This is a genomic window from Providencia sp. PROV267, assembly GCF_028477825.1.
Taxonomy (GTDB): domain Bacteria; phylum Pseudomonadota; class Gammaproteobacteria; order Enterobacterales; family Enterobacteriaceae; genus Providencia; species Providencia stuartii.
The window spans coordinates 166,230-176,434 of record NZ_JAMPLX010000016.1 but is presented as its reverse complement, the minus strand read 5'-3'; the positions used below and the strand labels follow the sequence as shown (position 1 = coordinate 176,434).

Sequence of the window (10,205 nt, the reverse complement as noted above, 5' to 3'; positions counted from 1 at the left end):
CGACTCTATTCCTTATGGAGTTCCTTCTTCACTGTGAAGAAGGAACTTAATTAAAGTAGTTAAATCGATTAAAACCGATTATTTAGCGTTACGAGCTTCGATAACAGCTTGTGCAACGTTGTTTGGTGCTTCATTGTACTTCAAGAACTCCATTGAGTATGAAGCACGACCTTGCGTTTGTGAACGCAGGTCAGTCGCGTAGCCAAACATTTCTGACAATGGTACTTGTGCACGGACAATTTTACCAGTTGCCATGTCATCCATACCTTCAATCAGACCACGGCGACGGTTCAAGTCACCAATTACGTCACCCATGTAGTCTTCTGGTGTTTCCACCTCAACTTTCATGATTGGCTCAAGCAGAACAGGTTTCGCTTTTTTGAAGCCATCTTTAAACGCGATTGATGCCGCCAGTTTAAATGCCAGTTCAGATGAGTCAACATCATGGTAAGAACCAAAGTGCAGACGAATCCCCATGTTAACAACAGGGTAACCAGCCAGTGGGCCAGATTTCAACTGCTCTTGGATACCTTTATCAACGGCAGGGATGTATTCACCAGGGATAACACCACCTTTGATTTCGTTGATAAATTCGTAATCCATTGGAACGCCGTCTTTATCATTTTTGTCAAGTGGGTACATATCGATAACCACGTGACCGTACTGACCACGACCACCAGACTGTTTCGCGTGTTTACCTTCGATATCAGTAACTTTCGCAGTGATAGCTTCACGGTAAGCAACTTGTGGTTTACCAACGTTCGCTTCAACTTTAAATTCACGACGCATACGGTCAACCAGAACGTCCAAGTGCAATTCACCCATACCAGCGATGATAGTTTGACCTGTTTCTTCATCACTTGATACGCGGAATGATGGGTCTTCCTGAGCCAGACGGCCCAATGCGATACCCATTTTTTCTTGGTCAGCTTTAGTTTTTGGTTCAATTGCAACAGAGATTACTGGCTCTGGGAATTCCATACGTTCTAGGATGATTGGTGCATCAACCGCACACAGAGTATCACCTGTAGTAACGTCTTTCAGACCGATAGCAGCCGCGATGTCACCAGCGCGAACTTCTTTAATCTCTTCACGCTTGTTAGCGTGCATCTGAACGATACGACCAAAACGTTCTTTTTTAGCTTTAACTGGGTTCAGTACAGTGTCACCTGAGTTAACAAAACCAGAGTAAACACGGAAGAACGTCAGGTTACCAACGAACGGGTCAGTTGCAATTTTAAATGCTAAAGATGAGAACGGCTCATCGTCACTTGCGTGACGTTCCGCTGGAGTATCTTTACCGTCATCCAGAATACCGTTGATTGCAGGTACATCTGTCGGAGATGGTAAGTACTCAATAACTGCATCCAGCATTGCCTGAACACCTTTGTTCTTAAATGCAGAACCACAGGTAACCAGGATAATTTCGCTTGCAAGAACGCGTTGACGAAGAGCCGCTTTGATCTCTTCTTCAGATAGTTCATCACCGCCCAAATATTTTTCCATCAGTTCTTCTGATGCTTCAGCAGCAGATTCAACGAGGAAGTTATGCCATTCTTCAGCTTGTTCTTGCATGTTTGCAGGGATATCTTCGTATTCGAAGGTAACGCCCTGATCTTCATCGCTCCACTTGATCGCTTTCATTTTGATCAAGTCAACAACGCCGGTGAAGCCTTCTTCAGCACCAACTGGCAGTTGAAGTGGAACTGGGTTTGCAGCCAAACGTGTTTTTAATTGATCAACAACACGCAGGAAGTTTGCACCCATACGGTCCATTTTGTTAACGAACGCGATACGTGGAACTTTATATTTGTTAGCCTGACGCCATACTGTTTCAGACTGTGGCTGAACACCACCAACTGCACAGTAAACCATGACCGCACCATCAAGAACACGCATAGAACGTTCTACTTCGATTGTGAAGTCAACGTGTCCTGGGGTGTCGATAATGTTAATACGGTGTGGTTCGAATTGTTTTGCCATACCAGACCAGAATGCAGTAGTCGCTGCAGACGTGATAGTAATACCACGTTCTTGCTCCTGCTCCATCCAGTCCATTGTTGCAGAACCTTCGTGAGTTTCACCAATTTTATGGTTTACACCTGTATAAAACAGAATACGTTCAGAAGTTGTTGTTTTACCGGCGTCGATGTGTGCACTGATACCGATGTTACGATAGCGTGATATGGGCGTTTGACGAGCCATTTTTTCCTCTCTCGTGGGCGTTCAATTCATCATTTAAAGGGTAGCAGAAAGCTACCCTCAGAAACACTAACGTGGTGAAATTACCAACGGTAGTGAGCGAACGCCTTATTAGCTTCTGCCATACGGTGAACGTCTTCACGTTTCTTAACAGCAGAACCTTTGTTTTCAGCTGCATCCGATAATTCGTTTGCCAGGCGCAGAGCCATTGACTTATCACCGCGTTTACGAGCAGCATCAACGATCCAACGCATTGCCAGTGCATTACGACGAACCGGACGAACTTCTACAGGAACTTGGTAAGTTGAACCACCAACACGGCGGGATTTAACTTCCACAGTCGGACGCACGTTGTCTAGTGCAAGTTCGAATGCATCAAGTTCACTCTTACCAGAACGCTGAGCCAGGGTCTCAAGCGCGTTATATACGATTGCTTCAGCAGTAGATTTTTTCCCGTCTACCATCAGGATGTTCACAAATTTGGCCAGTAATTCTGATCCGAACTTAGGATCTGGAAGAATTTTACGTTGACCAATTACGCGACGACGTGGCATGGATATTACTCCGTTTTTAATTCAGGTTTGCCCAAAACTCGATTCGAGTATTTTGACATTAAGTTTAAAAATGTTTGGCCTTACTTAACGGAGAACCATTAAGCCTTAGGTTTCTTAGCACCGTATTTAGAACGGGCTTGTTTGCGGTCTTTAACACCAGAGCAGTCCAGTGCACCGCGAACGGTGTGATAACGCACACCTGGCAAGTCTTTAACACGACCGCCACGGATCAGGATTACGGAGTGTTCCTGCAAGTTGTGGCCTTCACCACCGATGTAGGAAGAAACTTCATAACCATTAGTTAAACGAACACGGCATACTTTACGTAGTGCTGAGTTTGGTTTTTTAGGAGTGGTGGTATATACACGAGTACATACGCCACGTTTTTGCGGGCAAGCTTCCAGTGCTGGAACGTTGCTTTTAACAACTTTCGAGCTACGTGATTTGCGTACCAGCTGATTAATAGTTGCCATTATTAAAAAAGCTCCTGGTTTTTTTGCTTCGTAAACACGGATTTTCGACCTCGTTCGCCAACATGACGATACACGAGGACGCGAAATTTTATTGCTGACTGACTCAGGTGTCAAGAAATATACAACTTTTAACCCTTTTATAGGGCAAAATGTTGTTTATGACTCACTGTGAGCTGTACAAAATCTCGATATGAGGCTAAAGACACCTGCTCTGAAATCATATTCTGCAAGCCGCGGGCATTAACATCTGCATCTAATGCGTAGACTCGCGCACCTTTTTGTTGCAGTTCACGTAAATGAGTCGATTGACTTACCGCGGCAATCACACCGTCTTGTATCAGTAATACCGCATCATCTGGCGCAATCAGCCGCAAAATGGCCGTGAAATCACAATGAAAAGGTGAAGTTGCTATAGTATAAAGCATAGAAAAGATCCTACAACAGATCAAAATTTAAGCACAACATCACATTTGGATAATTTATCGCGAATTTGTGTCGAATTGATGACACTCGCGTCCACAATCCATCGACTCTCTTCGCAAATTCCTCTTTCCTTTAAAGAATCAGAGCAAATGTAAATATTGTCGATATCGTAAAGCGGCAAAATTTTAAAGGTAGAAATATAGTCCCGCGCTAAAATTTCAGTGGGATTTTGATTTGCCAGTAACTGGCACACACCATCCGACAAGAAAAACACTGAAATATCCTCCGTCAGTGCTGATGTCGCCAATAAGGCATCTAACCCTTCTCGGCCACTGGCATTTCCATGAGGCATTGATGTAAAAACAAAAGCGAATTTTTTCATATCTGCTCTAAATAATTCGAAATGCGGCTAGGCATTGAGGTAACGGCATCATTCGCACGGATCCCCCACGAACGTCACCATTTCTACTGCAATATCATGCTATTTTTGCAGTATAACGAGGAAGCCCTAAAAACGGATAGTACGATCTGCCGTCATCATTGCTTCTGCCAAACTGCCTAATCCGCTCATGATAAAGCCATCACCGAGGTTACTGACAGCAAGGGAGAGTAGCTCAGCTTGTTCTTTATCGACCACACCACGGCGCAATGCAGCAGACACACAGATATGCATTTCACAACCCGACTTTTGAGCAAGCTGTTGCCATGCTTTCACTAAATTAAATTCATCATTGGCAGGTGAAGTGAGCGCATTCGCATTTGTAACACCTTCACTGTAAAAAAACAGTGTTTTTAAACAATGCCCTTCTTCAAGAAGGGCATGAGCAAATTGGTAAGCACTCGCGGCTTGCTGAGTACCATAAGCAGGCCCGGTCACCAGCAAACAGTATGTTAGAGTTTGTGTGTTCATTCCCCACTCTTAAACTGGCGAATATAGAGATAAACAGTATGTTTAGAGATATTTAGGCGATCTGCAACTTGGTTTATCGCATCTTTGATATCAAAAATCCCTTTTTCATAAAGATTCAGGACAACCTGTTTATTTTTCGCATTATTTGACACATTACGATCAGAGCTAACTTCTTCAATCGTATATTCTAATGTTTGTGCAACCAAATCATCGACTGAGGAGGCAAAGTTAACGTCTGAAGTCACATCTTGCTTCTCTTCAGGGACAAAACTTTTGATGATTTCTGAGAATGGCACATCAAGATTCATGTTAATACACAGTAAGCCAATGACACGCTGATTGCGGTTACGAATGGCAATCGTAACCGATTTCATTAAATCGCCGCTTTTAGCCTTGGTGAAATAGGCTTTTGATACATTAGATTCTTCATCAGCCATGTCATGCAGCATACGCAATGCAAGATCCGTGATTGGTGAACCAATTTTACGCCCTGTATGTTGCCCGTTGGCTATTCTGACGGCTGAACATTTTAAATCTTCCAGAGAATGAAGGACAATTTCACAATGTGCACCTATCAACATAGCTAAGCCATCAACGGCCGCTTCATACGATTTTAGAATTTCATGATCGGTTTGGGTGAAAGGCTCATTATTAAGTAAATTAATATCACTGTGATCATTTGAAAGTACTGAGTTAGACATTTTTAAACACCATCCTTCAAGTGTACGAAAATTCACCAATCTGACTAATGAGGCGTTAATTGTTAGAGGCTTTTGCCTGCATTTCATTATAAAGCGTCAGTAAATAAGGCGAAGAAATAATAAAACGTTATATAGTGAAGTTAAAACTACGGGGCGCTGCCGTCAAGCGATTGCATGCAAGACAGTTTGTTTTATCACAAGTTTTAAACAAAATAAGCATTATTTTTAGCAAATAATCAATAAACTTATTCGAAATCAAATTCCAGATGGCTTTTCTTAAATATGTCAGCATAATCAACTAATTATTTATTATATCTTGTTTAACTTTTTCTTCGCAAAAAATAAGTTGATCCCGTCTTAACGTAAAAAACCCAGACAATGCTGGGTTTTTTAAACTACTGCTTAAAAGTTATTTGCCTGTTGGCTTGATATCTAACAATTCAACATCAAACACCAGTGTGGAGTTAGCAGGAATACCTGGAACACCATTTTCACCGTACGCCAGTTCTGCAGGGATCACTAACTGGATTTTCCCGCCTTTTTTCACGTTAACTAGACCTTCGGTCCAACCTTTAATCACTGAATTCAGTGGGATTGTCAGAGGTTCATTACGTGAATATGAGCTATCGAACTCAGTACCGTCAACTAATGTACCTTTATAATGAACAACAACGGTATCATCTGCTTTAGGTTTAGCGCCAGTACCTTCTTTTTCAATTTTGTATAACAGACCAGATTTCGTTTTCACTACGCCTTTTTCTTTCGCGTATTTTTCACGATATTCAGCACCTGCTTTTTCGTTAGCCGCTGACTCATCTTTCATTTTTTTTTCAGCTGCTTCTTTCACTTGGCCTTCAAACTGACGCAAAGTTTCTTCAACTTCTGCATCCGTCATTTTACTTTTGTTGTTAAACGCATCTTGAACGCCTGCAAGCAGTTGCGCTTTATCTAAATTGATACCAATATTTTTCTGCTCATCCAGTGAGTTTTGCATATAGCGGCCTAAAGATGCCCCTAACGCATAGGCATTACGCTCTTCGGCTGATTTAAATGCGCTACTTGTTGGCGCTTTCGTTGTCGTTTCAGCGGCCATAACTTGTGGTGCTCCGAAAGCTAGCGCCAATGTCGTTGCCAGAAGACTTGCCTTAAACAGTGATTTCATCCTAATCTCCGATATCTATTATAAGTATGCGTTGTTACTTACTTCATAATCTTTAGTATAGAATAGTAAGCAACAGAATTGACTACTTAGACAACATTAACAAAAAGAGGTTTCAACGCCTATCCTTTTAACTAAAACTTATCTATTGATTTGTAATGTTCAGTTATTATGATGATTTTTTTATGATGAAAAACCATAAGGAGCCACTAAATGGATTCATCGGACGCTTTTGAACAACGCCTTGAGCTTTTGGAAAGCAAAGTTGCTTTTCAAGAGGTAACGATAGAACAGCTCAACCAAGTCATTACGGACCAACAAATGCAACTGTCTAAATTACAAGAGCATATCCGTATTGTGGCTGAAAGACTAAAATCATCACAATCCTCGCATCTTGCGAGGCCTGAAGAAGAAACACCACCGCCACACTATTAAGTTTTCACCCATTATAAAAACAAAAAAGGAAAGCTATTTCAATGCTTTCCTTTTTTTAATATTGATTAATTAGTGGCAGCCACAACCGCCGTGTTTGTGACCATGTCCGTGACCTTCGCCACCACCACAGCAACCACCTTCTTCGCCATGGCTATGACCGTGACCACCGCCACAGCAACCCCCTTCATGGTCATGATCATGACCGTGAGCGCCATGTGCGTGACCATGAGCTAATTCTTCTTCTGTTGCTTCACGAATTGCGATGATCTCAACATTGAATTTTAGGTTTTGACCAGCCAACATGTGGTTACCATCAACGATCACTTCATCACCTTCAATACCGGTAATTTCAACTGGCACTGGTCCCATATCTGTATCAGCCAAGAAGCGCATACCAACTTGTAGTTCTTCAACGCCCATAAACACATCTTTTGGAACACGCTGAACTAAATTTTCATCGTATTGACCATATGCGTCGTCTGATGCCACTTCAACGTCAAAGTGATCACCCACCGCACGGCCTTCTAGCGCTTTTTCCAAACCTGAAATTAAAGAACCACGGCCATGTAGATAGTCGAGTGGCGCATTTGCCGGGGACTCATCAACTAAAACACCGTCTTCTGTTCTTACTTGATAAGCCAAGCTGACTACCAAATCGTTTGCTACTTTCATGACATCTCCTACTACCCATAGAGGGGGAAAAAATTTTGCTAATTGTACCGGAAAACAAGACGGCTGTATTGAGAATTGACAAAATTCTCTTACTCAGGTGTAAAAATTCCGATAACTTGTTCCTGCTTGCGTACATGAGGCGTTGCACTATCGTCAACTTGGCGCTGCTGATCCCCACAATTCACACATTCGACGACATCAATTTTATCTTCACGCCACATCATAAGAGTGTCTTGTGACTGACATTTAGGGCATGTTGCCCCTGCAATAAATCGCTTACGTGTTGACGACATTGTCCTATCCTTTATTCATCATGATTCCAGCTATGAGGCTGGCGGTGCTCTCTAAGCATCTCTTTTTCGAACAGCTCATTTAATTCTCTACGAGCCTCTTTCACACGGGAAATTTGACCACTATCCCCTTCATTTTCAGGGATAATCTCTCTTAATACCCGCATATCTAAGCGCCTAAAATGCTGTTTTGCACGATAGGCTTTATGAGGGTGCATTCCCGTACTGATTAACGCCTTGCTGCCAAGCTCTAGAGCACTGGAGAACGTTTCACGGCTGAAATCTTTAACGCCGCTTTGCAATAATTCATGGGCTTCAACGCGCCCTTTCGCTCTAGCAATAATATGCAGGTTAGGGAAATTTTCTTGGCATAAATGAACAATTTCCATGACCTCTTCGGGAACATCGCTCGTGATCACAATCGCCTTCGCTTTATCTGCCCCAGCAGAGCGTAGCAGTTGTAATTCGCGCGCATCCCCATAATACACCGTATAACCATAACGGCGCATGGTACTAATTGCCGTGACATCCTGCTCAAGTACCGTAATTTTAACTTTGTTCGCCATCAATAAACGCCCGACGACTTGCCCCATCCGCCCAAAGCCAACCAAAATAACGTGTGGGTCGTTATCTTCCACAAAGGGCTTCTCCGTGGACGTTGGCTGGCGATTATAACGGTAGTTGAGGTAGGCATCTATCAACTGCATCACAAGTGGCGTCGTCATCATAGACAAGGTGACGACGACTAACAGTAAATCCATTTGCCTTTCATCAATCACGCTTGCCCCAGAGGCGGTCGCAAAAATAACAAAAGCAAATTCACCACCTTGGCTTAATACCCCTGAAAACTGAGCTCTCGCGCCACCGCGTAATCTTGCTATCCAACTTAAGATATATAAAACCAATGCTTTAACCGTGACTAAAGCCAACACCCCAAGCAAAACTTGCGGTAGGTATGACCAAAGGACTTGTAAATTTAACGACATCCCTACTGAGATAAAAAATAGCCCCAATAATAGCCCTTTAAATGGCTCTATATTGATCTCTAATTCATGACGAAATTCCGTTTCCGCCAGCATTACACCAGCCATAAACGTACCTAATGCCATAGAGAAGCCAAGGCTTTCCATAATCAGTGCAGAGCCAAGCACCACGAGCAATGCCGCTGCGGTAAAGATTTCATGTACGCCAGATTTTGCAGCAAGACGGAACATTGGGCGTAACAGATAGCGTCCTACAACCCAAAGGCCAGCGAATGCCACCACTTTTATCCCTATACGATACCAATCATTACTTGCTGTATCGCCAGCTAACAGTGGGATCAACGCCATTATCGGGATCACCGCCATATCTTGGAATAGTAAAACCGAAAACCCTAGCTGCCCGCTCTCTTTGTTGGACATCCCTTTTTCGTTCATTAGTTGCAATGCCATTGCGGTTGATGACATCGCCATACCAAGACCACCCACAACGGCAGCTTGCCAAGAGAACTTAGCTAAAAAGAGTAAACCTGCCATTAAAGCAGCCGTCACAACGACTTGAGCCGTTCCTACCCCGAAAATTGAGCGGCGTAGCTCCCACAATTTGGATGGTTTCAGTTCCAATCCAATCAGAAACATCAAAAAGACAACGCCCATTTCTGAGAAATGGAGAATATCGTCAACGTTATGGATAAAGCCAAATACAAATGGCCCGATCACAATCCCTGCGAGAAGGTAACCCAGTACCGCCCCTAAACGAATTTTTTGTGCGATGGGCACCATCACTACACCAGCACACAAGAAAATAATCACAGATTCAAAGATATCGAGTTGCCCCATTAGGATAGCCCCCCAATTTGTAGCGGCTGTTGAATCCATTCGCGATATCCCGCAATAATCTGTTGTAACTGTTTTTTATCTTGCCGACGTGCTGCATAAATCACACTTGGCTCTAACCATTGCATATCACACATCGCTGCCGTTAATTCAAAAGGCCGTAAAATATCGCTCAAAGGGTAATGATTATACCCTCCGTATTGATAGGCCTCTTGAGGTTCCCCTGTAGTAATAATGGAACGCCAATATTTCCCTTTTAGCTTTTGATATCCCATATCCGTTGCGAAACGGCGAGTTAATACCCTATCAAACCACTCTTTTAATAAGGCCGGACAGCTATAGGTATAAAGTGGGTGTTGAAATACAATAATATCGTGCTGGCATAACAATTTTTGCTCTGCCGTCACATCAATAAAATAGTCAGGATACGTCGCATACAGATCATGAATTGTGACATGTTCTAAATCCTCAACGGCTTTGAGTAAAGCTTTATTGGCGACGGATTCATCAGGATCTGGGTGTGCATAGAGCACCAGTATTTTCAATTTATTTGACATCTTTCCCTCCTC

At 42.9% G+C, this 10,205-nt stretch carries 13 protein-coding genes; 1 reads left to right on the top strand and 12 read right to left on the bottom strand.

The features are described from left to right. Window positions 1-78 precede the first annotated feature (78 nt). The 8 genes from fusA to fkpA form a co-directional block, all read right to left on the bottom strand. The gene (gene fusA, locus PR709_RS11635; RefSeq protein WP_004923927.1) at window positions 79-2,205 is read right to left on the bottom strand and encodes an elongation factor G; all 2,127 of its coding nucleotides are present in this window, start codon (window positions 2,203-2,205) and stop codon (window positions 79-81) included. A gap of 80 nt (window positions 2,206-2,285) precedes the next feature. After that, window positions 2,286-2,756 carry a 30S ribosomal protein S7 gene (gene rpsG / locus PR709_RS11630; protein WP_004923925.1) on the bottom strand — a complete coding sequence of 157 codons (471 nt, stop codon included), beginning with the start codon at window positions 2,754-2,756 and terminating at the stop codon, window positions 2,286-2,288. 98 nt (window positions 2,757-2,854) lie between these two features. Further along, window positions 2,855-3,229 carry a 30S ribosomal protein S12 gene (gene rpsL / locus PR709_RS11625; RefSeq protein ID WP_004923923.1) on the bottom strand — a complete coding sequence of 125 codons (375 nt, stop codon included), beginning with the start codon at window positions 3,227-3,229 and terminating at the stop codon, window positions 2,855-2,857. A 137-nt stretch (window positions 3,230-3,366) separates the two neighbouring features. Continuing rightward, complete coding sequence (gene tusB, locus PR709_RS11620; protein ID WP_004923919.1) at window positions 3,367-3,654, bottom strand: sulfurtransferase complex subunit TusB; 288 nt, start codon at window positions 3,652-3,654, stop codon at window positions 3,367-3,369. A gap of 20 nt (window positions 3,655-3,674) precedes the next feature. Then, window positions 3,675-4,034: a sulfurtransferase complex subunit TusC gene (tusC, locus tag PR709_RS11615; RefSeq protein WP_004923916.1), complete on the bottom strand. Its 360-nt coding sequence runs from the start codon at window positions 4,032-4,034 to the stop codon at window positions 3,675-3,677. 126 nt (window positions 4,035-4,160) lie between these two features. Next, entirely contained in the window at window positions 4,161-4,562 is a 402-nt protein-coding gene (tusD, locus tag PR709_RS11610) for a sulfurtransferase complex subunit TusD (protein ID WP_004923913.1), read from the bottom strand. Next, window positions 4,559-5,263, bottom strand: a complete 705-nt coding sequence (locus PR709_RS11605; RefSeq protein WP_014656963.1) for a helix-turn-helix transcriptional regulator — start codon at window positions 5,261-5,263, stop codon at window positions 4,559-4,561. The genes tusD and PR709_RS11605 overlap by 4 nt, the downstream gene beginning before the upstream one ends. Window positions 5,264-5,672: 409 nt before the next feature. After that, a complete protein-coding gene (gene fkpA / locus PR709_RS11600) occupies window positions 5,673-6,425 on the bottom strand; it encodes an FKBP-type peptidyl-prolyl cis-trans isomerase (RefSeq protein WP_004923907.1) in 753 nt (250 codons plus the stop codon). 210 nt (window positions 6,426-6,635) lie between these two features. Here fkpA and PR709_RS11595 point away from each other — a divergent pair, with 210 nt between their 5' ends. Continuing rightward, window positions 6,636-6,857, top strand: a complete 222-nt coding sequence (locus PR709_RS11595) for a SlyX family protein (RefSeq protein WP_004923904.1) — start codon at window positions 6,636-6,638, stop codon at window positions 6,855-6,857. A 69-nt stretch (window positions 6,858-6,926) separates the two neighbouring features. Here PR709_RS11595 and slyD read toward each other — a convergent pair whose 3' ends face one another. The 4 genes from slyD to kefG all read right to left on the bottom strand — a co-directional run bounded on the left by slyD (window position 6,927) and on the right by kefG (window position 10,193). Beyond that, the gene (slyD, locus tag PR709_RS11590) at window positions 6,927-7,529 is read right to left on the bottom strand and encodes a peptidylprolyl isomerase (RefSeq protein ID WP_004923903.1); all 603 of its coding nucleotides are present in this window, start codon (window positions 7,527-7,529) and stop codon (window positions 6,927-6,929) included. 89 nt (window positions 7,530-7,618) lie between these two features. Next, window positions 7,619-7,822 carry a YheV family putative zinc ribbon protein gene (locus PR709_RS11585; protein ID WP_004923902.1) on the bottom strand — a complete coding sequence of 68 codons (204 nt, stop codon included), beginning with the start codon at window positions 7,820-7,822 and terminating at the stop codon, window positions 7,619-7,621. A gap of 11 nt (window positions 7,823-7,833) precedes the next feature. Beyond that, window positions 7,834-9,639 (bottom strand): glutathione-regulated potassium-efflux system protein KefB, encoded by a 1,806-nt coding sequence (gene kefB, locus PR709_RS11580; RefSeq protein WP_004923898.1) that lies wholly within the window; start codon window positions 9,637-9,639, stop codon window positions 7,834-7,836. Further along, window positions 9,639-10,193, bottom strand: coding sequence for a glutathione-regulated potassium-efflux system ancillary protein KefG (gene kefG, locus PR709_RS11575; RefSeq protein WP_004923894.1), 555 nt, complete (start codon window positions 10,191-10,193; stop codon window positions 9,639-9,641). Before kefG ends, kefB begins: the two co-directional genes overlap by 1 nt. Between the last annotated feature and the right edge of the window lie 12 nt (window positions 10,194-10,205).

Coding starts and splice junctions, on each gene's coding strand:
- fusA (WP_004923927.1), bottom strand. CDS start 2,205: ATGGCTCGTCAAACGCCCATATCACGCTATCGTAACATCGGTATCAGT.
- rpsG (WP_004923925.1), bottom strand. CDS start 2,756: ATGCCACGTCGTCGCGTAATTGGTCAACGTAAAATTCTTCCAGATCCT.
- rpsL (WP_004923923.1), bottom strand. CDS start 3,229: ATGGCAACTATTAATCAGCTGGTACGCAAATCACGTAGCTCGAAAGTT.
- tusB (WP_004923919.1), bottom strand. CDS start 3,654: ATGCTTTATACTATAGCAACTTCACCTTTTCATTGTGATTTCACGGCC.
- tusC (WP_004923916.1), bottom strand. CDS start 4,034: ATGAAAAAATTCGCTTTTGTTTTTACATCAATGCCTCATGGAAATGCC.
- tusD (WP_004923913.1), bottom strand. CDS start 4,562: ATGAACACACAAACTCTAACATACTGTTTGCTGGTGACCGGGCCTGCT.
- PR709_RS11605 (WP_014656963.1), bottom strand. CDS start 5,263: ATGTCTAACTCAGTACTTTCAAATGATCACAGTGATATTAATTTACTT.
- fkpA (WP_004923907.1), bottom strand. CDS start 6,425: ATGAAATCACTGTTTAAGGCAAGTCTTCTGGCAACGACATTGGCGCTA.
- PR709_RS11595 (WP_004923904.1), top strand. CDS start 6,636: ATGGATTCATCGGACGCTTTTGAACAACGCCTTGAGCTTTTGGAAAGC.
- slyD (WP_004923903.1), bottom strand. CDS start 7,529: ATGAAAGTAGCAAACGATTTGGTAGTCAGCTTGGCTTATCAAGTAAGA.
- PR709_RS11585 (WP_004923902.1), bottom strand. CDS start 7,822: ATGTCGTCAACACGTAAGCGATTTATTGCAGGGGCAACATGCCCTAAA.
- kefB (WP_004923898.1), bottom strand. CDS start 9,639: ATGGGGCAACTCGATATCTTTGAATCTGTGATTATTTTCTTGTGTGCT.
- kefG (WP_004923894.1), bottom strand. CDS start 10,193: ATGTCAAATAAATTGAAAATACTGGTGCTCTATGCACACCCAGATCCT.